This window comes from Silvibacterium dinghuense, from assembly GCF_004123295.1.
GTDB lineage: Bacteria > Acidobacteriota > Terriglobia > Terriglobales > Acidobacteriaceae > Silvibacterium > Silvibacterium dinghuense.
The window spans coordinates 138,021-160,045 of the sequence record NZ_SDMK01000005.1 but is presented as its reverse complement, the minus strand read 5'-3'; the positions used below and the strand labels follow the sequence as shown (position 1 = coordinate 160,045).

General features: G+C 60.7%; 21 protein-coding genes and 1 tRNA gene. 12 read left to right on the top strand and 10 right to left on the bottom strand.

The window, feature by feature from the left end:
* The first annotated feature begins 39 nt into the window (after positions 1 to 39).
* Both ESZ00_RS18495 and ESZ00_RS18490 read left to right on the top strand, forming a co-directional pair.
* The gene (locus ESZ00_RS18495) at positions 40 to 1,635 is read left to right on the top strand and encodes a GH35 family beta-galactosidase (RefSeq protein ID WP_129209884.1); all 1,596 of its coding nucleotides are present in this window, start codon (positions 40 to 42) and stop codon (positions 1,633 to 1,635) included.
* A gap of 152 nt (positions 1,636 to 1,787) precedes the next feature.
* Complete coding sequence (locus ESZ00_RS18490) at positions 1,788 to 2,573, top strand: SGNH/GDSL hydrolase family protein (RefSeq protein WP_229741112.1); 786 nt, start codon at positions 1,788 to 1,790, stop codon at positions 2,571 to 2,573.
* A gap of 151 nt (positions 2,574 to 2,724) precedes the next feature.
* Here ESZ00_RS18490 and ESZ00_RS18485 read toward each other — a convergent pair whose 3' ends face one another.
* The 3 genes from ESZ00_RS18485 to ESZ00_RS18475 form a co-directional block, all read right to left on the bottom strand.
* Entirely contained in the window at positions 2,725 to 4,227 is a 1,503-nt protein-coding gene (locus ESZ00_RS18485; protein ID WP_129209883.1) for a hypothetical protein, read from the bottom strand.
* A 240-nt stretch (positions 4,228 to 4,467) separates the two neighbouring features.
* The gene (locus ESZ00_RS18480; RefSeq protein WP_164981621.1) at positions 4,468 to 4,974 is read right to left on the bottom strand and encodes a helix-turn-helix domain-containing protein; all 507 of its coding nucleotides are present in this window, start codon (positions 4,972 to 4,974) and stop codon (positions 4,468 to 4,470) included.
* A 332-nt stretch (positions 4,975 to 5,306) separates the two neighbouring features.
* Positions 5,307 to 5,383, bottom strand: a tRNA-Val gene (locus tag ESZ00_RS18475).
* Positions 5,384 to 5,676: 293 nt separating this feature from the next.
* On the opposite strand from ESZ00_RS18475, the gene ESZ00_RS18470 reads away from it, so the two are divergent.
* Positions 5,677 to 6,240 carry a CDP-alcohol phosphatidyltransferase family protein gene (locus tag ESZ00_RS18470; protein WP_129209881.1) on the top strand — a complete coding sequence of 188 codons (564 nt, stop codon included), beginning with the start codon at positions 5,677 to 5,679 and terminating at the stop codon, positions 6,238 to 6,240.
* 247 nt (positions 6,241 to 6,487) lie between these two features.
* Here ESZ00_RS18470 and ESZ00_RS20180 read toward each other — a convergent pair whose 3' ends face one another.
* A complete protein-coding gene (locus tag ESZ00_RS20180; protein WP_164981620.1) occupies positions 6,488 to 6,652 on the bottom strand; it encodes a hypothetical protein in 165 nt (54 codons plus the stop codon).
* A gap of 189 nt (positions 6,653 to 6,841) precedes the next feature.
* On the opposite strand from ESZ00_RS20180, the gene ESZ00_RS18465 reads away from it, so the two are divergent.
* From ESZ00_RS18465 to iscX, 9 genes are all read left to right on the top strand, one after another.
* Entirely contained in the window at positions 6,842 to 7,300 is a 459-nt protein-coding gene (locus ESZ00_RS18465; protein WP_129209880.1) for an RrF2 family transcriptional regulator, read from the top strand.
* A gap of 39 nt (positions 7,301 to 7,339) precedes the next feature.
* Positions 7,340 to 8,596 carry an IscS subfamily cysteine desulfurase gene (locus ESZ00_RS18460; protein ID WP_129209879.1) on the top strand — a complete coding sequence of 419 codons (1,257 nt, stop codon included), beginning with the start codon at positions 7,340 to 7,342 and terminating at the stop codon, positions 8,594 to 8,596.
* Between the two features lie 57 nt (positions 8,597 to 8,653).
* Entirely contained in the window at positions 8,654 to 9,076 is a 423-nt protein-coding gene (gene iscU, locus ESZ00_RS18455; RefSeq protein WP_129209878.1) for a Fe-S cluster assembly scaffold IscU, read from the top strand.
* Between the two features lie 79 nt (positions 9,077 to 9,155).
* Positions 9,156 to 9,542: a HesB/IscA family protein gene (locus ESZ00_RS18450; RefSeq protein WP_229741111.1), complete on the top strand. Its 387-nt coding sequence runs from the start codon at positions 9,156 to 9,158 to the stop codon at positions 9,540 to 9,542.
* 65 nt (positions 9,543 to 9,607) lie between these two features.
* A complete protein-coding gene (hscB, locus tag ESZ00_RS18445) occupies positions 9,608 to 10,282 on the top strand; it encodes a Fe-S protein assembly co-chaperone HscB (protein WP_229741110.1) in 675 nt (224 codons plus the stop codon).
* A 14-nt stretch (positions 10,283 to 10,296) separates the two neighbouring features.
* Positions 10,297 to 10,737 (top strand): tautomerase family protein, encoded by a 441-nt coding sequence (locus ESZ00_RS18440; protein WP_129209875.1) that lies wholly within the window; start codon positions 10,297 to 10,299, stop codon positions 10,735 to 10,737.
* Complete coding sequence (gene hscA, locus ESZ00_RS18435) at positions 10,734 to 12,707, top strand: Fe-S protein assembly chaperone HscA (RefSeq protein WP_129209874.1); 1,974 nt, start codon at positions 10,734 to 10,736, stop codon at positions 12,705 to 12,707. The genes ESZ00_RS18440 and hscA overlap by 4 nt, the downstream gene beginning before the upstream one ends.
* Before the next feature lie 39 nt (positions 12,708 to 12,746).
* On the top strand, positions 12,747 to 13,190 hold the full coding sequence (locus ESZ00_RS18430) for a 2Fe-2S iron-sulfur cluster-binding protein (RefSeq protein WP_129209873.1): 444 nt from the start codon (positions 12,747 to 12,749) through the stop codon (positions 13,188 to 13,190).
* 22 nt (positions 13,191 to 13,212) lie between these two features.
* The gene (iscX, locus tag ESZ00_RS18425) at positions 13,213 to 13,431 is read left to right on the top strand and encodes a Fe-S cluster assembly protein IscX (protein ID WP_129209872.1); all 219 of its coding nucleotides are present in this window, start codon (positions 13,213 to 13,215) and stop codon (positions 13,429 to 13,431) included.
* Between the two features lie 94 nt (positions 13,432 to 13,525).
* On the opposite strand, the gene ESZ00_RS18420 is transcribed toward iscX, so the two are convergent.
* The 6 genes from ESZ00_RS18420 to ESZ00_RS18395 all read right to left on the bottom strand — a co-directional run bounded on the left by ESZ00_RS18420 (position 13,526) and on the right by ESZ00_RS18395 (position 21,999).
* Positions 13,526 to 14,890, bottom strand: a complete 1,365-nt coding sequence (locus tag ESZ00_RS18420) for a cobyrinic acid a,c-diamide synthase CobB (RefSeq protein WP_129209871.1) — start codon at positions 14,888 to 14,890, stop codon at positions 13,526 to 13,528.
* Positions 14,891 to 14,959: 69 nt separating this feature from the next.
* Positions 14,960 to 15,982: a LacI family DNA-binding transcriptional regulator gene (locus tag ESZ00_RS18415; protein WP_129209870.1), complete on the bottom strand. Its 1,023-nt coding sequence runs from the start codon at positions 15,980 to 15,982 to the stop codon at positions 14,960 to 14,962.
* Positions 15,983 to 16,095: 113 nt separating this feature from the next.
* Complete coding sequence (locus ESZ00_RS18410) at positions 16,096 to 18,105, bottom strand: GxGYxYP domain-containing protein (protein WP_164981619.1); 2,010 nt, start codon at positions 18,103 to 18,105, stop codon at positions 16,096 to 16,098.
* 224 nt (positions 18,106 to 18,329) lie between these two features.
* Positions 18,330 to 18,890: a carboxymuconolactone decarboxylase family protein gene (locus tag ESZ00_RS18405; protein ID WP_129209868.1), complete on the bottom strand. Its 561-nt coding sequence runs from the start codon at positions 18,888 to 18,890 to the stop codon at positions 18,330 to 18,332.
* Between the two features lie 209 nt (positions 18,891 to 19,099).
* Positions 19,100 to 19,672: a carboxymuconolactone decarboxylase family protein gene (locus ESZ00_RS18400; protein WP_129209867.1), complete on the bottom strand. Its 573-nt coding sequence runs from the start codon at positions 19,670 to 19,672 to the stop codon at positions 19,100 to 19,102.
* 89 nt (positions 19,673 to 19,761) lie between these two features.
* Positions 19,762 to 21,999 carry a GH92 family glycosyl hydrolase gene (locus tag ESZ00_RS18395; protein ID WP_129209866.1) on the bottom strand — a complete coding sequence of 746 codons (2,238 nt, stop codon included), beginning with the start codon at positions 21,997 to 21,999 and terminating at the stop codon, positions 19,762 to 19,764.
* Positions 22,000 to 22,025 lie beyond the last annotated feature (26 nt).

The following is a 22,025-nucleotide window of genomic DNA, read 5'->3' as shown; positions in this document are numbered from 1 at the left end:
CTCGTTCCGGCTGGGATGACAATGAACAGGAAGAACTCCATGAAACGACTCGCTGCCGCTCTCTCGCTCTCTGCATTTCTTGTCTCGCCATGGCTGCTTCGTTCGCAGGAAACGCCTCGCATTGTCGAACAGAATGGCCGTCACGCGCTGCTGGTGGACGGCAAGCCGTATCTGATTCTCGGTGGGCAGATCAATAACTCGAGCTCGTGGCCCGGGACGATGAAGGATGTGTGGCCGACGATCGAGGGCATGCATGCCAACACGGTGGAAGCCCCGGTGTATTGGGAGCAGATGGAGCCGCGGCCCGGGCAGTTCGACTTCTCGCTGGTCGATATGCTGGTCAACCAGGCGCGGGAGCACCATGTCCATCTCATCCTGCTGTGGTTCGGCACGTGGAAGAACGGGGAGATGCACTACGTTCCGGAGTGGGTCAAAACCGATTCTGTGCGCTATCCGCGCATGATCGATGAGCGAGGCCAGCCGATCCAGGTGCTCTCGGCCAATTCGCAGGCAAATCTCGACGCGGACCGCAAGGCATTCGTTGCATTGACGCACCATCTGCATGATCTCGACGGGCAGCAGCACACGGTGCTGATGATTCAGGTGGAGAACGAGTCCGGAGCGATCGGAGCCGTGCGCGATCACTCGCCCGCAGCGGAGAAGGAGTTCGAAGGCCAGGTGCCGAAGGAACTGCTCGCCGGGCTGCATCACTCTCCCGGAACCTGGACCCAGGTCTTTGGCCATGATGCCGATGAGACCTTCCAGGCCTACTCGCAGGCTCGCTACATCAACGAAGTTGCGAAGGCGGGCAAGGCCGAGCTGCCGATCCCGATGTATTGCAACGTGTGGGTTCGCTATCCCAAGGGATACGTGATTCGCGGTTATCAGGAGCCGGGGTTCGATTATCCGAGTGGCGGTCCGGTGCAGACGATGATCGATCTATGGAAGATCGAGGCGCCGTCGATCGATGTGCTTGCTCCGGACGTGTACAGCAACGACCGCGAATTCCAGAAAGAGCTGCTGTCTACTTATGCGCGGCCTGACAATCCGCTGCTGGTTCCGGAGACAGGACTGGGGAATGACTTCGCTCCTGGTTTTTTCTATGCGCTGGGTAAGGGAGCGATCGGCTTTTCGCCCTTCGGAACCGATCAGACGGCATGGACGCTGCATCCGGGGCAGCTGCCTGAGGCGCACGCCGAGAATTTTGCGCTGGTTGCCCCTCTTGACCGTGTCCTGGCGCGGCTGAACTACGAAGGCAAGCTGCAGACCGCGGTCGAACAGGAGGGCAGGCCTGAAGAGACACTGACCTTCGGCCGGTGGCAGGCAAAGGTCGGCTTCGGATTCCCGCAGCGCGATGGCGAGCAGCATGCTCCGGGAACAAAGGACAACGGAGGTCGTGTCCTGGTCGCTCAGCTGGGACCGGATGAGTTTCTTGTTACGGGCATCGAGGCCCGCGTCACCTTCACCCTTGCGTCGGGTGAGGCCGGTCATCTGCAAATCCTCAAGGCCGAGGAAGGGACATACGATGACGAAACCTGGCAGCCTGCGCGCATCTGGAATGGAGACCAGACAGACCGGGGGCTGAACTTCCGCCACGAGCATTTTGCCGTCCGCATCCGGCTCGGGACTTATTAGGGGCCTTGTCCTGTCGAGTATTCCGCCGATGCTGATTCCGATGGCTCTGCATGCTTCCATGCGTTGCTGGTATGGTGGGGCTGGCAAAGAATGGAAGGCAGATGAGAGGGATGGCGGGGATGCGGGGAAGCTGGAATCGTTGGAGTGGTCTAGTGCTGTTGGGAGCAACGCTGTTTCCTGTAGGGATGAACGCGCAGACGTCATCGGCCGCAGGCGCGCCGGCCTCGCCACAGGCTCCTGCAGCTAGTGCCGCGTCGACGGTCACGCTGCCAGCGCAGGAGGTTGATCGCATGCGCCACCAGCTTGCGGACTGGGCCAACCTCGGACGTTATCACGATGACAACGCATCGTTGGCGCCGCCGGCTCCCGGAGAGCAGCGGGTGGTTTTCATGGGGGACTCGATCACCGATAACTGGGGGCGCCTGGCAGGGAAGTTCTTTCCTGGAAAGCCGTATGTGAACCGCGGCATCTCCGGGCAGACGACGCCGCAGATGCTGGTGCGCTTCCGGCAGGATGTGGTGGCGCTGCATCCGGCCGCGGTGCTGATTCTGGCCGGTATCAATGACATCGCTGGCAATACGGGGCCGGAGACGATGACCGACATCGAGAATAACTTCCGCTCCATGGTCGATATTGCCAAGCGCGAGCACATCCGCGTGATCCTCGCCTCTACGCTGCCGGCTTCGGTTGTGCCATGGCGGCCTGGAGTGAAACCGGCGGATCAGGTTCGCGAGCTCGATGCATGGCTCGCGCAGTATGCGGAGCAGGAGCACCTCGTCTTCTGCAATTACTATCCGGCGATGGAAGACGGACAGGGTGGTATGCGTCCTGAGCTGGCCATCGATAAGGCGGTACACCCGAACGACGCCGGCTATGCGGTGATGGCGCCGATCGCGGAGGCCGCAATTGCCAAATCGCTCGCGGAGCCGAGACCCTAAGCCGGAAAGCAGATCGCCTTTCTCGGTAGAAAGCCCGGAGTTTGCACGCATTCGCGATCAAGAGGCCGCCAGATCTGCCAGATCTGGCGGCCTCTTGATCGTATGGAAGAGCTGCTCATGCAGGCGCATCGTGCGCATGCAAGGAGGCGGGCTATTTCGTCGTGGAAAAGCTGATCCAGGGGAAATCGGTCTTGGGCGCGGTGTAGAAGATGGCCGTCCAGTTGACGCCGCGGCCCTTCTCTCCCTCGATCTTGATGCTGGCACTGCTGGTGCCGATGATGGGATCGGGTACGGACCATGAGCCATTGGTGCCATCGCCCCAGTTGTCCTGGATCTTCCAGCCGACGATGATGCGGTCGGCATTGGAGTAGTTGAAGGTGTGGTTGCGGCGTTCCCATACGATGCTGCTGGCCTTCTGGGAGAAGGATTCGGCAGAGGGTTCGACGATGACGGAGACACCGCCCGGGCTGGAAACCGTGCCCTGGCTGTGCGTGGTTCTGCCGCCGTGGCTTTCGGAGTCCTGCTGCGTCTTGAGGTTGTTGTAGAAGCTGACCAGCGCGAGATAGGGGCGAAGACGTGTCACCAGGTCTGTCGTCCGCTGGTCGAGATCGTTAATGAGCTCGGGCTTGGTTGCCAGGACATCCTGCGCGGCCTCAAATTCGGTCTTGATCTTGACGCGCTCCTCGCCGAAGGTGACCGTGTCGTTGTATTGCAGGTTGAGGAAGTAGTCGGGGAGCTGCGAGGCGAGCGAATCCATGGAGGTAATGAGGAAGCTGAGGCCCTGGATATCGGCAAAGGTTGCCGGCTCGATCGGATAAACGTTTGTGATCTTGTCCGACAGGCTGGAGAAGTGGGTGAGGTCGGCGCGTACGGGGATGAAACTGAGATTGACGGGGTCTCCCTTGTCATCCTGTGTCAGGAACCACTGGAGAGCCTGGCTGATGCCGGCAGGCGTGTTCGGGAAGACAGGTGCAAGCTTGTTGAGCCCGAGCATGTGGAATTTGCAGTCCAGGGTTGCATTGTTGGCGTGGGCGTCCTGCTCGAACTTGACCGAGCCTTCCGCGCTCATCATGTCGGCCGAAACACTGACGTTCGCCTGGAACTGCATGAGGGACGAAGCGGAGGAGGTATAGACCTTGTACGTCGCAACGAAGCGCGCGCCGGCATACTGCGAGGAGATGAAGTAGTCGCCATAGCGTTCCCGAAAGGCCTCCTCTCCTTTTTCATCCAGATATTTTTTACCCGCCTCCGACAGGGCGAGTGAACTGGGATTCGTCTTTCCCGAGCCCAGGCTGCGAATGTCGTAAATGGCCACGATGGTCATCGAGGATTCGGAGTAGGTGGAATCGCTCAGAAACGATGCGGATGCTGCGACCTTGAGCCCGGAGGTGTTGTAGCTGCCCTTTGCTTCGACGCCGTAGGCCGTGTGCTGATCGTGCTCGGAGGAGATGCTGTAGAAGCTCGTTTTGACTTCGAGCTCCGGATAATTGGCCATGTCGAAGTCGATGACCGCGCCTGGGACGCTGCGCGCCCCGGTGATCGCGCTGATGCCGGCTCCAAGCTTGTAGTCGATCCAAGGCTGATTGGGAAGGACACCGGGCAGGCGGGTTTCGGTATTTTCCTGCGGTGTTTCAAAGAGGGTATACGTGCGCATCGTTCTCTCCAGTGGTTTGAGGGGGAAGCCGTGGGCAATGACGGCGCGTATCCGGAAGGATCGCGGTCATGCCAGGCAACGCAGACAGGGAAGAGCGCGAAGGGCGCGAGCAATACAGGGTGATGCGGAAGGATCTGGGCTGCTTGTTTTCATGCGGAGTCTATCCCCGGCCTGAGGCGGGAATCGAGAGGGCGTGAGGAGAAAATGCGGACGATTCGCGTTCATTCGTGAAGTTGCCACTCAGCGGCCGAGAGGCTTGCGAGGAAGTTTGCCGGCTTGGCCATGCCGGTGCACGAGCCGATAGATGGTCGAGGCTGCGCAGCGATGTCCGACCAGATGTTCATAGGCGGCGTGCAGGGATTTGACGTCGAGAAACCCCGTGCTCCGGGCGCGATCGAGAAAGCTTTTGAGCAGGCGCTGTTCGCGCTCGGCGGTGAGGTAGGCGTGGGTGCGGCCGCCGCGGATATGCGCATGGCAGATCGCAGGACCGGCTTTTCGGTAGGCGGAGAGCAGATTGTGTACTGTGCCTGGACTCCAGCCGAGCAGGTGGGCAATCTGGCGGGGAGGAAGGGCGCAATGCTTCCAAAGCAGGATGCACTGGGCACGTTTGAGGGCGGAGATGGAAGGCGGCCGGCGAACGAGCTGCAATAAGTATTCGAGGTCTTCGGAGGGTTCAGCGTCAGACGAGCTGGAGATCATGAGCGCATGGAACAGGTTTGAGAAGGCAGAAGTGGAGACGGAATTCACAGGTAGAACGCGAATCCCATTTCCGGAATCGTAGTGTCGCAAAGGGAAAACGCGGCGCCCAAGGGAGGCGACGGCCATGAGCGGATCTGCCCGTTGCTTGCGACGGGTCTGGATCTTCGCGGTGAAAGGTAGGATCTGGGGCGGGGCAAGTATATAGGCAGAGAATGACCCCGGGATTGAGGCATTTCGCGCGCCAGGCCCGGGGCTATGAACAGGATGCGGCCCGATGCCGGCTCTGTCGAGGACAGGAGCAGCCTTACCGGTTGATTTTTGCGATGGAGTCTCGGAAGAAGCCGAGTAAGAGGAAGGAACTTCGTATCTTATTCAAAAGATGGTAGGCACGATTGGATTCGAACCAACGACCTCTACCGTGTCAAGGTAGCGCTCTAACCAACTGAGCTACGCGCCTGCGTGTGATGACTTTTCTACTATAGCAATTTTTGCGCGTTTTTGCTCGCCGGGGTGGTGGGAAAACCGTTCTCGGCGCGGATGTTAGAGGCGATTTTTTGAGAATGACCGGCTGGTGAGGAATTCCATAGCGCGATAAAGATTCCCTATCCAGCCGGGTGGTCTCTGCTCCCGCTCCGGGACGCATCCCCGCCGTTCGCTGTTTTCAGCGGAGGCCTGTAAGGCAGATAAGGTACTATCGACGTTTGGACGCCGCGGTGCTCAGGCTACAAGGACGCGGCTAAGACTCATGCAATGAAAGAACTGCGCGCCGCGCCGAATCTGCTGACTCTCCTGCGCCTCTGCGCTGTCCCCTTTCTTGTCCTTGCGATCCTGGACCATCACTATCCCACGGCTTTCGTGCTGTTTATCCTGGCCGGAATCTCGGACGGGTTGGACGGCCTGCTGGCGAGGCTGCTTCAGCAGCGCACGGTGCTCGGGCAATATCTCGATCCGGTAGCCGACAAGCTGCTCCTGAGCACGCTTTTCCTGGTCCTGAATCATGAGGGGCTCATCTCCCGGCGGGTGACGGTGCTGGTCTTCGGCCGCGACCTCGGCATCGTCATGGTGGCGGCAATTCTTTATGCCAGCGTCGGCATGCGGAATTTCAAGCCCAGCATCTTCGGCAAGGCGAATACGCTGGCGCAGATCATCGCGCTGGTTTCGGTGCTGTTGAGTATGTTTTACGCGCCGCCCTTTATCCTGTGGCTCCGGCGTGCCTCGCTTGAGGCAACCGTGGCGTTCACCGTGATCTCAGGATTCCATTACGCCTGGCAGATTGCACGGCGGCTCAGCCCTGCGGAGAGCCCGGCTTCCTAAGTCGTATCCCCATAGAGCCATTCCACAAATTGTCATTTCGACCGGAGCAGGACAGTTCTATCGTCCTGCGGAGCGGAGGAACCTGCAGTTCTGCCAGTGCCGGAGAAAACTGCAGGTTCCTCCGCTCCGTTCGCCTTACGGCTCACTCCGGTCGGAATGACCATGCGCAAGATAAGTCGCTTATTTTCTGCCTGGATGCCCTAACACTGTTCTTTCCCGTACAGCGCTGGAAAGGGGATTGCGGCCTTCAGGCCTCATCCTCTTCGGCCTCTTCTTCGGCGGCCTCTTCGATGGCCATGTCACGGAATTCGTTTGAGTCGAAGACCTCGCCGCAGTCCTGGCACTCCACGAACTCGGCATCCTCTTCACGCGCTACGACGCGCACCTTTGGGTGTTTGCAGGAGGTTTCCATTTTTCCGGGTGTTTTGATCGTGAGGAATAGACGATACCGGAAGATTGTATCGAGCCGGGCCCTTCTGTCAAACGGCTTTCCGCCGAGCTGAGAAATGTGCGGTTTCCGGTGCGGAACAGGACCGGGAATTGAATTCGGACGAATGCGATCCTATACTGGAGAGTACCCGTCACGGACAGGGGATCCCGCATGCTGAGATTAACCAAAAAGGCCGACTATGGGCTCATGGCGCTGAAGTTCATCGCCGAGCATGAAGATTCTGTGTCGCTCAGCGCGAAGGACATTGCCGAGGCCTACCACATTCCGCCGCAGCTGCTGGCCAAAATCCTCCAGAAGCTGACGCGAGAGGGGCTTTTGCGCTCCCACGCCGGCATGAACGGCGGTTATACACTTTCCCGGCCGGCAGCCGACATCACCGCGTTCGAGGTGATCCGCGCCATTGACGGCCCGCTTTTCATCACATCTTGCGTGACGGACAGCGGTTCTTGCGACCTGACGAACAGTTGCACCATCAAAGAACCCCTGGCACGTGTGAATGACAGCATCTCGGACGTGCTGAAAAACATCAGAATCTCGGACCTGGCTGATCCCAGCCACAGTCCGATGGCGCAGCAGCTGGTGACGATCCGTACCACCAGCCGAGCCTGAGATCTGGGACGACAAAAGCGCAGCAAAGCAGGAGATACGATGAGCAACACGCAAAACGATACCGTTACTGTCCCGGCAGGGGTTCGCCTTCCTATCTATATGGACTATCACGCCACCACGCCGCTCGATCCGCGGGTGCTGGAGGCGATGATGCCCTATTTCACGACCGTTTTCGGCAATGCTGCCAGCCGCAACCACTCCTTCGGTTGGGAAGCCGAGGCTGCCGTGGAGAAGGCCCGCGAGCAGGTTGCGAAGCTGATCGGCGCGACGGCCAAGGAGATCATCTTTACCTCGGGCGCGACCGAGTCGAACAACCTGGCCATCAAGGGCATCGCGGAGATGTACCGCGAGCGCGGCAACCACATCATTACCCAGGTGACCGAGCACAAGGCTGTGCTCGATACCTGTAAGCGTCTGGAGAAGTCCGGCTACCGGGTGACCTATCTGCCGGTGAAGGCCGATGGCCTCATTGACATCGAAGACCTGAAGCGGGCCATCGACGACAAGACCATCCTGGTTTCGATCATGTTTGCCAACAATGAGATCGGTGTCCTTCAACCGGTCGCCGAGATTGGCAAGCTCTGCCATGAGAAGGGCATCCTCTTCCATACCGACGCGGTGCAGGCGGTGGGCAAGGTGCCGGTCAATGTGCAGACGATGAACATCGATGTGCTCTCGCTCTCCGGCCACAAGCTTTATGGCCCGAAGGGTGTCGGCGCGCTCTACGTTCGCCGCCGCAATCCCCGTGTCCAGATCGCCGAGCAGATCAACGGCGGCGGCCATGAGCGCGGCATGCGTTCGGGCACGCTCAATGTCCCCGGCATCGTCGGCCTGGGCAAGGCCTGCGAGATTGCCGGCGACGAGATGGAAGCGGAGACCAAGCGCCTGACAGCCCTGCGTGACCGCCTGAAGAACAAGTTCGAAGGCGCGCTCGACCATATTCATGTGAACGGCTCGATGGAGCACCGTCTGCCCGGCAGTCTCAACATGAGCTTTGTGTATGTGGAAGGCGAGTCGCTGCTGATGGGGATCAACGATATTGCGGTTTCAAGCGGATCTGCCTGCACCTCTGCGACGCTTGAACCATCTTATGTATTGAAGGCCCTGGGCCTGGGTGACGATGTCGCGCACAGCTCTATCCGTTTCGGGCTGGGCCGCTTCAATACCGAGGCTGAAGTGGATTACGTGGCCGACAAGCTGATCGACGTCGTGCAGAAGCTTCGCGAGCTCTCACCGCTGTACGAAATGGTGAAAGAGGGCATCGACCTTACCAAGATCGAATGGACGGCGCACTAATTCGGAAGTTATTGATTCCGGATAGGTTTATCGGGCAAGTTCCTAAGGAGAATTCTCATGGCATACAGCGATAAGGTCATTGACCACTACAACAACCCCCGGAACGTAGGCCAGCTCGACAAGTCGAGCGATGAGGTCGGTACCGGTCTTGTCGGCGCGCCCGAGTGCGGCGACGTCATGCGTCTGCAGATCAAGGTGAACCCCGAGACCCAGGTGATCGAGGAGGCCAAGTTCAAGACCTTTGGCTGCGGCTCGGCCATCGCTTCGTCCTCGCTCGCCACGGAGTGGGTGAAGGGCAAGACGGTTGAGGAAGCGCTGCAGATCAAGAACACCGACATCGTGAAGGAGCTCGCGCTTCCTCCGGTGAAGATCCACTGCTCGGTGCTGGCGGAGGACGCCATCCGTGCCGCCATCGGCGACTGGAAGAAGAAGAACGGCGTTGCCGAGGGCGCGGAAGCTCCGGCCGTAGCCGCCCACTAATTCAGCCTCGCGCATGCGCGGAGGACGAACGGCCTTATGGGCCGCCGCTCTCCGCGCATGTGCATCAGGATTTAGAAAAATGAGTACGGAACAGCTTCAGGTACTGAACGCCGACAATGCGGCAACCCAGCAGAAGGGCATCCAGGTGACGGAGCGCGCGATTCAGCGCATCCGCACGGCGATGGCGAAGGAGGGCATTTCGCCCGCCGAGGGCGGCCTGCGCCTGGGAATTACCGGCGGCGGCTGCTCCGGGCTCTCCTACAACATCCGCTTCGATTCGCAGCCCCGTGAGCGCGACCGCGTGTACACCTTCGGCGACGTGCGTGTCTTCGTCGATCCGAAGTCTTTCATCTATCTGCACGGCATGATCCTCGATTATGAGGAGACGCTGATGCGCCAGGGCTTCAACTTCATCAACCCCAACTCGACCAAGTCGTGTGGTTGCGGGTCTTCCTTCTCCGCCTGACTTTTTCCGGCGACGAGCCGGCCCGATAACGATCCGGAACGATGCCGATAGCTGAGATTCAATCCGTGAGCGCCGCCTGCTGGGCATGCGGCGCCTCTGTTGCGCCCGGACAGAGCTTTTGTCCCTCCTGTGGCAAGGTGCAGCCGCCTGCCTCCGGCGTCGACTACTTCGCCGTCTTCTCGCTGCCCCGCAAGCTTCACCTCGATACGTCTGCCCTTGAGCGGGCCTTCTATAAGCTGAGCCGCCGCCTGCATCCGGATGTCTATGCGCAGGCATCCTTGGACGAGCAGCAGTGGAGCCTGGAACAGACCTCGCTGCTCAACGATGCCTACCGCACGCTGAAGAATCCGGTCACGCGCACGGAATATCTGCTGAAGCTCGAAGGCGTGGAGATCGAGGCCGGCAGGAGCGAAGGCAACGCGCCGAAGGATTCGCGTATTCCGCCCGATCTTCTCGAAGAGGTCTTCGAGCTGAATATGCAGCTCGAGGAGATGCGCATGGCGAAGAAGATGGGTGAGGACGATCCCCAAACGCGCGCCGATCTCGAGAAAGCCCGTGTGCAGTTTGAAGCACAGCTTGCCGAATCCGATGCGCAGCTTGCCGCGCAGTGGACAAAGTGGGATGCAGCGCAGGACGCAGCTGGACAGCAGCAGGCGAAGGACGCGATGGTGGCTGTGCTCGATCGCCGCCGCTATCTCCGCAACCTTGTGCGTGACGTTCACGACGTGCTCGAAGCATAACGAAAAAGGATTCTATGCCGCTGGTAAGAGTTTCTGTCCATGACACGATGGCGCCGGAGCGCCGCCGCAAGATTCCGCACGCCGTCTATGACGCGATGCGTGCGACGATCAACATTCCTGAGAACGATCTCTTCGTGGTTTTGACTGCGCACGCCGAGGGTGAGCTGGTCATCGATCCTCACTTCATGGGCATGCAGCGCACCTCTGCCTTTACGCTGGTCCACATCACCATGCGCCGCGGCCGCACGCTCGAAATGAAGCAGGCGCTCTACAAGGAGATTGCCGCGCGGCTTCACGAGCACGCAGCCATTCCCGCCGATGATGTGATGATCGTAATCAGCGAAAACGAGCTGCTCGACTGGTCGTTCGGCCACGGCGTGGCCTCGTATGTTTCTGGTGACAATGTGCCCTCCGGTCTTCATCCCGCAGTGCCCTCCGTAGGAGGCGAGCGATGAATCTGACTCAAATCGACGGCCAGAACGGAAACACTCCGAGCCGTATCGTCGGCATCGATCTCGGCACTACGAACTCGCTGGTGGCGTTCATGCAGGGTGACCATCCTGTTGTCATCCCCGGAGAAGACGGCACGAATCTTGTGCCCTCGGTCGTGGCCATTCCCGAACCGCGCAAGATCGTTGTCGGCAATCCTGCGCATACCTATCTCGCAACGACGCCGGAGCGCGTGATCTATTCGGCCAAGCGACTGATGGGGCGCGGTCTCGAAGATGTGCAGGACGAGCTGAAGCTCTTTCCCTTCCAGCTGGCCTCGGATATTCAGCCCGGCGAGGTGCTGCGCATTCAGCTTGGCGAGCAGCAGTTTACGCCGCCTGAGATCTCCGCCTATGTGCTGCGTCAGTTGAAGAAGAATGCCGAGCGCTACTTCGGCGCACCGGTCACCAAGGCTGTCGTCACCGTGCCTGCGTATTTCAATGACGCACAACGCCAGGCCACCAAGGATGCAGGACGCATCGCCGGTCTCGAGATTCTGCGCCTCGTCAACGAGCCGACCGCTGCGGCGCTGGCCTACGGCCTCGATCGCCAGAAGGAAGGCGTGGTTGCGGTCTATGACCTTGGTGGCGGTACCTTCGATGTCTCCATCCTCAAGCTGCACGAGGGCATCTTCGAGGTCATCGCCACCAACGGTGACACGCACCTCGGCGGAGACGACATCGACAACCTGCTGATCGCCATTGCGCTCGATGACATTCGCGGCGAGCTGGGTGTCGATCTGCGCGGCCATGCGGAAGCGATTCAGGCGATTCGCAAGTCTGTGATCGAAGCCAAAATTGCATTATCTTCAGCGGATGCAGCGAAGCTTGACGTGACCTTGCCGGGCGGACAGCCCTATCAGCGCGAGATCACGCGCGAGCAGTTCGAGCAGATCATTCGTCCGGTCATCGATCGCACGGTCGGTCCATGCCGTCAGGCGCTCAAGGACGCAGGCGTGACGCCGGAGCAGATCGATGAGGTCGTGCTTGTCGGTGGATCGACGCGGATTCCTCTCGTCCGGCAGCTCACCAGCGAGCTCTTTCATCTGGCAGCGCGCGGCAAGAAGCCGCATATCGAGCTCAATCCCGATGAAGTCGTCGCGCTTGGCGCAGCGGTGCAGGCGAACATCCTCGAAGGCGGATCGAAGGCCACCGAGGATATGCTGCTGCTCGACGTGACGCCGCTCTCGCTCGGTATTGAAGCGCTTGGCGGCGTGGTGGCGAAGATCATCCAGCGCAACTCAACGATTCCTGCCTCCGCGACCGAGCACTTCACCACCGGTGTCGACGGCCAGACTAACGTCGCGATCCACGTGGTGCAGGGCGAGCGCGAACTGGCGAAGGATTGCCGCTCACTGGCGCGTTTCGACCTGAAAGGCATTCCTCCGATGTCGGCCGGACTGCCGCGCATTGAGGTCAAGTTCCTCATCGACGCGAACGGCATCCTGCATGTTTCGGCGCGCGAGCAGCGCAGCAGCAAGGCGGCGGAGATCGACGTAAAACCGACCTACGGGCTCAGCGATGAGCAGGTCGAAACGATGATCCTCGAATCGTTCGATTACGCGGAGCAGGATATTCAGCAGCGTCAGCTGATTGAAGCGCGCAACGAGGCGGATACGATCCTCGCCGCGATCGACAAAGCGAAATGGAATCCTGTGTGGCAGCAGCTGACGGAAGCAGAGCAGTTGGAGATTGCTTCGCTCTCCGAAAAGCTTGCGATGTTGAAGGACGGAGAGGACCTGCACGCTCTGCGCGATGGCACGCACGCACTGGATGCCTCGACGCGCCGTGTGGCCGAACTGATGATGGACAACGCGGTGGCTTCGGCGATCGGCGGCCAGACGATGGAGTCAGCCGGTGAATCACTTGGCCAGGGGCCGACGGCGCCCCACCCTTTTGCCCCCGCGGATATCGCATCAAGCAAAGAAGCGAAGTAAGAAACCGGCTTAGGAAGCCGAGTAGGAATCGAGATCAGTATGAGCGAACAGAAGACCCAGGAAATCGATCTGAGCAAACCGCCAGCGCCGAATATGGTGCGCGTCACCTTTCTGCCCGAGGGGAAGACGGTGGAGTTTGAGTATGGCACCATGCCGTACGATCACCATGGCAAGCCGATGTCGTTCCTCGACGTAGCCGAGAACTACAACATCTTCCTTGACCATGCGTGCGGTGGCGCCTGCGCCTGCACCACCTGCCACATCCTCGTGAAGGAAGGCGAGGCGGGCATCAGCGAGGCGGAGGATGAAGAGCTGGATCGCCTCGATATGGCGCCGGGCCTTGAGCTGAGCTCGCGCCTCGGCTGCCAGGCCGTGATCACCGGCCCCGGCACGTATGTGGTCGAGATCCCCAGCTGGAACCGCAACTATGTTTCCGAAGGCAAGCCGCTGGCGCTCGGCAACTCCGAGCAGCCGAAGAGCTAACTGCATTTCTCAAGGAGAGACCATGCCGCGCGAGATCATGTGGACCGATGCCGAGGAGATCGGCATTCAGCTGCAGGAGAAGTATCCGGAGCTGGACCCGCTCACGGTCCGCTTTACCGACCTGCATAAGTATGTAACCGGGCTCGAAGGATTTGCCGATGATCCCACGAAGTCGAACGAAGGCAAGCTCGAGGCCATCCAGATGGCATGGTACGAAGAGTTCAAGGATGCGGCGAATTAGCTCTTAGGTCCATCCTGTTTCTTCGCTCAATCCTGCCGGTGCCAGCTTTCATCGTAGCGATGAAAGCTGGCACCGGTATTTATGTTTTTTATTGTTACAAATTGGCTTTGATGTGCCTGATGGTGTGAAGAAAGTTTTCCGGCAGCGCAGGATTGCTGCGGAAATGCAGGTGTATGTAGCTGGCCAGGATGTTTCTGTAGCGGAATCCCTCCAGCTCGGTTTGGCCCGAGAGTGAGTACTGCACGCGATAGGACGTGGGAAGAGTGTCCTGTTGCTTCAGGCGCGAGTAATGGAAACTATGCCCTCGCATGGTGAGTCCTTGCGGCCCGAGCAGGCAATCCTCTGTGAACTCGAGATCGACATAGCCGAACTGAACCAGCTTTGAGGTCATCTCGAAGGCCAGCGGCAGCACACCCGCCATGGAGAATGCATGGCCATCGAGCGTGGTGAGGGATTGCGACAGGTAAATCATGCCTCCGCACTCGGCATACATGGGCCTGCCCGATTCCGCGAAGTTGCGTATGGCCTTAGTCATCCCCTGGTTGGCAATGAGTTGCTCCGCATGGAGTTCGGGATATCCGCCGCCAAGATACAAGGCATCGAGAGCCGGCGGAAGATTGCTGTCAGAGAGCGGACTGAAGGGGACGATCTCCGCGCCGCATTCGCGCAGAAGATCGAAATTGTCCTCGTAATAGAACGAGAATGCTTTGTCGCGAGCCACTCCGATGCGCGCATCCGAGAGAGTGGCGCGATGCGCGCGCATGGGGATTGAGGATTGCGGGTGAGACAGCTTCAGCAGCGGCGCGAGGTCGAGATACCGATGTGCAGCCTCGGCGAAGCGAGCGGATCGATCTGTGGTGTCTGTTTCTTCTTCCGCAGTGCGCAATCCTAGGTGCCGTTCGGGAATTGCCAATGCCGGGTTTTGAGGAAAGCGGCCGAGCAGCGGTATTGCCGAAATGGATTTGATGGCCGCCTGCAGGATGCGATCGTGCCCCTCGCTCGAAACACCGTTGAGCACGATTCCGGCAAAGCGCAGCTGCGGGTCGAAACTCTCGAAGCCTTTGACCACCGCGGCGATGCTGCGCGCGCTCTTTGCCGCGTCGAGCACGAGAACGACAGGCAGATCGAGCAGCTTTGCAATCTCCGCCGCACTGCCTCTTTCTCCCTCGCCCGACTTTCCGTCAAACAGCCCCATCATGCCTTCGACAATGGCGACATCTGCGTCGCGGCATGCGCTGTCAAAAAGCTCGCGATTCGCTTCGGCGGGGAGCATCCAGGTATCGAGATTGCGGGAGGTGCGCCCGCAGATTGCCATGTGGTGCCCCGTATCGAGGAAGTCCGGCCCGCACTTGAAAGGCTGCACTACCTGGCCACGCTCACGGAATGCCGCCATGAGAGCGAGAGCCAGGGTGGTTTTTCCCACACCGCTGCCGGTTCCGGCCACCATGAATGCGATCATGGGTGTGCCTCAATAGCGTTGTTGAGCAGAAGAGACGATATCATCCGCGCCGAGAGTTCATCACAGGCTCTAGAGACTGCCTTTTCCGACCGTCGATGCGCGTGCGATCAGCTGCGGCTTCATGCGGATTTCCTTTTCCACCTGACCGGCCTTGCCTGCAATGACCGCGAGCGCGATCTGCGCGGCGCGCTCACCCTGCAGCGCGCTCAGCTGATCGACGGAACTTAGCGGCACATCGAGATACGGCGCCAGGCGCAGGTTGCCGCAACCAATCACAGCCACATCCTCCGGCACGCGCAACCCATGCGCGCGAATGGCGGAGATCGCGCCGACTGCGGTCAGATCGTTGTAGCAGAAGACCGCATCCGGCGGCTGAGGAAGCTGCAGGAGCTGGTTCATGGCTTCGCGACCGGTCTGGTCACCCACGTCCTCAAGGCGCGCGCGCTTGAGGGTGAGCTCCTCACGAAAGGGCAAGCCATGGGCTTCGAGCGCGGCACGATAGCCCGCGAGACGGTCCGCCGCCGTGCTCATGCCTTCGCCGCCGATGTGCGCGATGTGCTTACGCCCAAGGCTGATGAGGTGCTCAGTCGCAATGCGCCCGGCCTGCAGATCGTCGGTGCCGACGAAGTGCGCATCGAGCTCCGGCAGCAGGCGATCGAAGAGCAGGTAGGGCCGCTTCGATTCGATCAGGGAGGCAAATCCTTCTGTGCTCGATTGACAGGAGGCGATCAGGAGCGCGTCTACGCCGCGGCCCAGCAGCTGATCGATCTCCTCCCGCTCCATCTCCGGATCTTCCTCGGCCGAGGCGAGGATGAGCTGATACGAGCGCCGCCGCAGCGCCTTGCTGAGGCCCTTGGCAAACTCCGCGAAGAAGGTGTGTACGAGGTCCGGCACGATGAGCCCGACGGTGTAGCTCTTGCCGGACGCGAGTCCGCGCGCCAGCATGTTGGGCCGGTAATTCAGCTCCTCCACGCGCTTGAGCACGCGCTGGCGAGTCTCTTCGCCTACGTCCGGCTTGCCGCGCAGCACCTTGGAGACGGTGACCATGGAGACTCCAAGATCTGCAGCGATGTCTTTCAGGCGTACGGCCACGGTTTCACTCCTCGCATCCTGAACACGATAACCGATTATACGGACGGAGGCTGCTGCCTGGCTGCGAGAGCCGCTGGCCACGATGCGCGCACCGTGGCCAGCGGCTGCCTGCGTTACGACTTGCCGAGTGCCTGCTTCGCCAGCGCGAACCACGCGTCGGGCCGCAGCAGCTCGAAGTCCGAACCCATGGCGTTGGCCAGCGATACGGCATCGGCCGGCATCATGTTCCAGGACTCGAGTCCCGCTGCTACGAACAGCGGCGCCGAGCTGTCCCAGCTTGAGGCGATGGCAGCAAGCTGCGTTTCCCCGCTGGAGAGATCGTTCACGCCGAGCAGTTGCGCGACCGGAAGGCCATCGATGAGGCTGATGGTGCTTGCCGATTCGTAGTTGTAGACAATGCCCTGGAGACCGGGAATATTTTGCCGGTAGAGATCGACCAGTGCGGTAGTGATGGTGAGGTCGGTGCTGCCGTTGCGATCGTAGGCAAAGAGGGTCTGCATGCCGGTGGCCTGCATATACTCGCCGCTTTGCCTCATATACTTCGGCAGCGTGGAGCTGGGCCACACTGCGGGATAGGTATACCCTGCGCCGGAAGGCCCGGCGACGAGCAGATCGTTTGCCGTTGCCGTTTCCTGGTAATAGCTGAGCATCGCCGGAGCAATATCGCGCAGCAGCACGCTGATGCTCCAGCCGAGCGGAACCTGCCCGCGCGTGGCGTCTTCCCACATCATCAGCATGCGGTGCTGGTTGTACTGGATGTTGTCGCCTTCGACCATGGTGAAGGAGATGTAGATTTTGTTCTCAACCTTTGTCGGCGGCTTCACAGGCTTCTGCGATTGCCGGATGGGCGCTCGCACGCCGCTGAGAGCCGAGCCGTTGTAGAAGACGTCGGCCGCGACCACATAGGTCGAGTTCTGGCCGCAGAGTGTGACGCCGGGCATCTCGTCGCCGTTCGGGAACCAGCCGAGGTAGGCCGTGTCGGGCTCGAAGGTGGCAAGGATCTGGCCCATCAGCGTGGCCTCTTCGGTCACATCGGGGTCGAGCCAGAAGACGGGCGCGCTGTTGGCCACGATGTAGTCGCGGAAGAGCGGGTTCACTACCTGGTAGCTCGGTTGCGTGCTTGTCGCGGTGACAAAATACTGGTTCCACATGGTCACGGTCAGCACGAGCTGCTTGGTGCCGGCCGGCGCGGTGAACTTGTAGATGAAGTACTCCGTATTGTCGGCGAATCGCCATCCGCCCGAGGCCAGCTGCGAGCTGCCATTCTCAAAAAGATAGGGTGTTTCGGCCGAAGTGCCGGGCTGGAAGGAAGCGATCGTTGTGCCATCCGCAGTGACCGTGACCTGCGATACCGATGGGCCCCAGCCGGTGTTCGAATAGGCATCCTGAAACTTCACATAAACCGTGGAACTGGTGCTCAGGAATGAGCTGAGATCCGCCGTATAGGCAGCCTTGTTCGAGGCGTCAGTGACCGGTGCGGTGACTTCGAGCAGCGTGGTCCAGTTCACGCCGCTTACCTCCTGCGTATTCGAGGGACCGATGGCGGTGACCATGCGCTTCGTGGTCTTCGGCCATACATTGCTCAGCGCATAGTTGTAGACCCCGAACTTATCCGTGAATTTGCCACGGAAGTCTTCGATGATGCGAAGGCCGTAGGTGGCGGCAAGGTCGGCCGTAGCGACGACGGCATTCTTCATGCCGGCAAGCGTAGTGGCCAGGTTGATGGTGTCCGGAACGTTAGGGTCGAAGACGATGGCGCCGTCGGCTTCCTGAATATAGCGATGAAAGAGCGACCACGGGTCGGTGCTTGTGGTGTAGGGAATCTTGATCAGGCTCAGCCAGTTCTGGGTTGTGGGATCGGTGCCCCAGTAGAAGTAGAGCCGCGGCTCCTTGCGGTTGACGATGCCCTGCAGCGATACCAGCAGCCCCTGCTCGTCGCCGGTGAGGGAGGTGAGGTCGGCGGCGTCGAGGTGGTGGGCTTGAGGGAAGATGGGCAGGGCGCGATCCGCGGGCCAGTAGGTCTGCGAGCCCTGCCCGGATTGGGCGAAGGCGATGCGGGGCAGGGCGCTGGCGCCGGCGGCGGCACCGCTGAGGGCGAGAAAGTTTCTGCGGGAGATGGGCATGGCTCTTCCTTTGCGTGGGGGGAGTCGGCGCCGCGAGAGAATCCGGGGCGAGGGGGAGTCTGCAATGCGGGCAGGAGGCATGCGTGGTAACGATTCCACCCGCGGTGGAAAAGTACCCGGGAGGGCATTTTCTTGTCAAGCGCTTCCATGCGTTTTGTCAGAACGTTTTATGTCGTGGGTACGGCAGGGACGAGCTCGGGCTGGGCAACGGCGGTAGCTTCCGGCTATTCGCCGGAGGGTGTTCGATAACCCTTCTGGGCAAGGTGCCTGCCCATTTCGCGATACGCGTTGGGGTCGCGCGGCTGCCAGGTGCCGAGGCCATCGACATAGCGGTTGTACATGCAGAAGGCCGCAGCGATGAGCACGGTGTCGTGAATCTCGAGGTCGGTCGCGCCCTCGGCTCGCGCCGCAGCGACATCGTCCGGCGTGACATGCTTGCCGTCGCTCTGAACCTTTCCGGCGATGACCAGAAGAGCCTTCAGCTTCGCGGAGACGGGAGCTGCATCCGGGGCGGCCTTGACCTCGGCCACCACCTGTTCGCCGTCTTCGCCCAAATGCGAGTTCAGATGAGCGGCCGCCGCGGCGCCATGGCTGGCCTGGCAGAAGAAGCAGTCGTTGAGCGAGGAGACATAGGTGGCGATGAGTTCGCGTTCGCCTCCGGTTAGCGTGCTCGGCTCATGCAGCAGGATATGCGCGAGCTCGCGCATGGGCTTCGCTGTTTCGGGGCGAAAATCGAAGCCGCCGGTGATGCCCGGCAGCCCTTCCTTGAGTGCAATGTGCGCCATGACTAGAGCCGTATCCCCATATAGCGATCGTAAAAGGCTGTCATTTCGACCGGAGCAGGACAGTTTCATCGTCCTGCGGAGTGGAGAAACCTGCAGTTTTCTCCGGTACTGGCAAAACCGCAGGTCCCTCCACTTCGCTGCGCTCCGGTCGGGATGACAACGATAAGGGTAAGTTCTTTATTTTCAGACCATCTATATGTGGATACAACCTATACCTTTCCTGCCGGTTCGGGCAGATATTCGCGGCTCATCGAGACGTAGCCTTCGCGGGCTGTCTTCTTGCCGCGCTCGCGATAGGTGGCTTCGTCGCGCGGCTGCCAGGTGGCGAGGCCGTCGACGTAGCGATTGAACATGCAGAACGCTGCGGCGATGAGCACCGTGTCGTGAATCTCCAGGTCGGTCGCGCCCTGCGCGCGGGCCGCGGCTACGTCCTCGGCGGTGACATGTTTGCCTCCGCGTTGCACTTTTCCGGCGATGACCAGCAGCGCCTTCAGCTTTTCAGAGATATCTGCATGCTGAAAGTCGGCTTTTACGCGCCGTACCAGCTCTTCATCGCCATCCAGATGCGCGGCAGCGATGGCGCCGTGCACGGTCTGGCAGAAATAGCAGTCGTTGAGGGAAGAGACGTAGGTGGCGATCAGCTCGCGCTCACCGCCGGTCAGTGCGTTTGGCGCGTGCAGCAGCTCTTCCGCAAGCAGGTTCATGGGCCGTGCGGTTTCGGGGCGAAAGGCCATGGGGCCGCGGATGCCGGGCAGTCCTTCGGGGAGGGAAATATGCGCCATTGGCGGCAGCTCCTCGTGTGGAGATTCGCGAGGATGCTAGCCGCCGGGCAGAATCATGGTCATCCATCGAAAGATGGATTTGGGGGTAGCTATTCCACCGGCGCCGGACGCCATCCGCTGCCCCACTGCGATGGCTGCGGGCCCATGACGAAATGCAGCGTGCCGCCGGCCTGGATCTGCTCCCAGGTGAGCACGGGAATGGTGAGCGGCTTGCCGTTGAGCGTCGCCGACTGAATGTACGGATTCGTCGCCGAGTTATTTTCCGCCTCTACGCGGAAGGTTTTGCCGCTGGCGAGGCGCAGCGACATGGCCGCATACATCGGGCTGCCGATCATGTAATCGCCGCTGGCCGGGTTCACCGGGTAGAAGCCGAGCGCGGTGAAGAGCAGCCACGAGGACATCTGTCCGCAGTCATCGTCGCCGTCGAGGCCGCCCTGATCGTAGCCATACTCCTTCGCCGCGATCTCGCGCACCTTGGCCTGCGTCTTCCAGGGCTCTCCGCCAAAGTCGTAGAGGTAGCCATAGTGGTGGCTTGGCTCGTTGGCGTGATAGTTATGGCCGCCGGCAAAGTGCGCGTCGAGCTTTGCGTCATAGGCCTGCGCGCCGCCCATCAGGTCGATGATCCCGGCCTGATCGTGCAGCGGCGACCAGGTGTAGACCCACGCATCGCCTTCGGTCCATCCGGCCTGCTGGCGATTGGATTCGGAGTCGCTCTTGCCGCCGAGCGGCGCCCAGGAGCCATCCGACTTTTTGCCGTTCATCAGGCCGACGGCAGGGTTGTACAGGTTGCGGTCGTTGAGCGAGCGATGCAGAAAGAAGCGATAGTCGTTCTCTTTGCCCAGCGCCTTTGCGATCTGCGCCACGCACCAGTCGTCATAGCTGTCTTCGAGCGTGCTCGAAGAGGCTTCGGCGGTCTTGTCGGTGGGGATGTAGCCGAGCTGCTTGTAGTAGGTGAGGCCGGCGCGCGCCTCGTAGGGAGTATGCGGTTCGCGGTCATACCAGCGCCGGGTGGTGTCGCCGTCGGGTGGCGTCATCGCATCTTTGTAGACGGCCTGCCAGGCCACGTCGCGGTCGAATCCATGAAAGCCTTTGCGGAAGGCCTCGGCGACGAGCGAATCGGCGTGGGTGGCGATCATGATGTTGGTGTAGCTCGGATTCGGCCACTTCGGCATCCAACCGCCTTCCTTGAAGTTCTGCAGGAGCGCGGTGATCATGCCATCGATGCGTTCGGGGGCCATCAGCGTGAGCATGCTGTTTTCGGCGCGGAAGGTATCCCAGATGGAGTAGGCGGTGTAGCTCTCGCCATTGTGGATGGTGTCGTCGAAGGCGCTGTAGTAGCGGCCATACTCGGAGAAGACACGCGGATAGAGCAGCGCATGATAGAGCGCGGTGTAGAGGCGCGACTTCTCGCGGTCGGTTGCGCCGTCGATCTGCAGGCGCCCGAGCTTCTCTTCCCATTGCCGATGCAGCTGTGCGCGCACGGCGTCAAAATTCCAGGCCGGAAGCTCGCGGTGGAGGTTCTCACGCGCCTGGTCGATGCTCAGGAAGGAGGTGCCGATGCGCACTTCGACTTCTGTGCCCGGAGTGAACTCGGCATAGGCGCCGCGGCTTTGCTTTGCGCTCGCATCGTCGAGCCCGTAGGTCTTCGCATTGCGCCATGCCTCGCGGAATTCCACGACAAAGTAGCCGCGAAAATTCGGCAGCGCAAAGGGACCGAGGTTGCGGTCGGTGCGGTCGGGATTGTAGCCGGTGATCTCGTGCGCCTTTGCATCGAGCGTGACCATGCCGGCGACGCTGGGCCGAGACGCCTCGACTAAGATGCGAGCAGCCGTGGTGGCATTACCGCCTTTGGGAAAGCGAAAGCGCATCAGCGCGCAGCGCTCGGTCGCGGTCATTTCGGCTGCGATTGCGCCGTTCTTCGATTGGAGCGTGACGGCGTAGTCATCGGGATGCGCTGTTTCGGAAGTATGCGCGTAGGGCAGTGCGCGTGCTTCGGGCGTGGTTTCGAGGGCTCCCGATTCCGGCATGAGGGTGATGTAGCCATAGTCGCCCATCCAGATGGCCGGCTGATGCGTGCCCATGAAGCCGGAGATGGTCGGGTCGTCGTAGTTGTAGGAGACGACGCCGAGCCGGTTCTGGCGCGTCTGCGGCGTCCAGTTGGTCATGCCGAAGGGCGGTGTCACGAACGGCATCGTGCCGCCGTAGCCGATGGCGCTCTTTTCCGTGCCGAGCAGCGGGTTCACGTAGGAGACGGCGTCCTGTCCGGCGGCGAGCGCGGCCGGGAGCAGGCAGGCGGAGAGCGAGAGCAGAAGAGCGGCTTTACCCATCGGCCGCAAGTATAAAGACCGCGGCG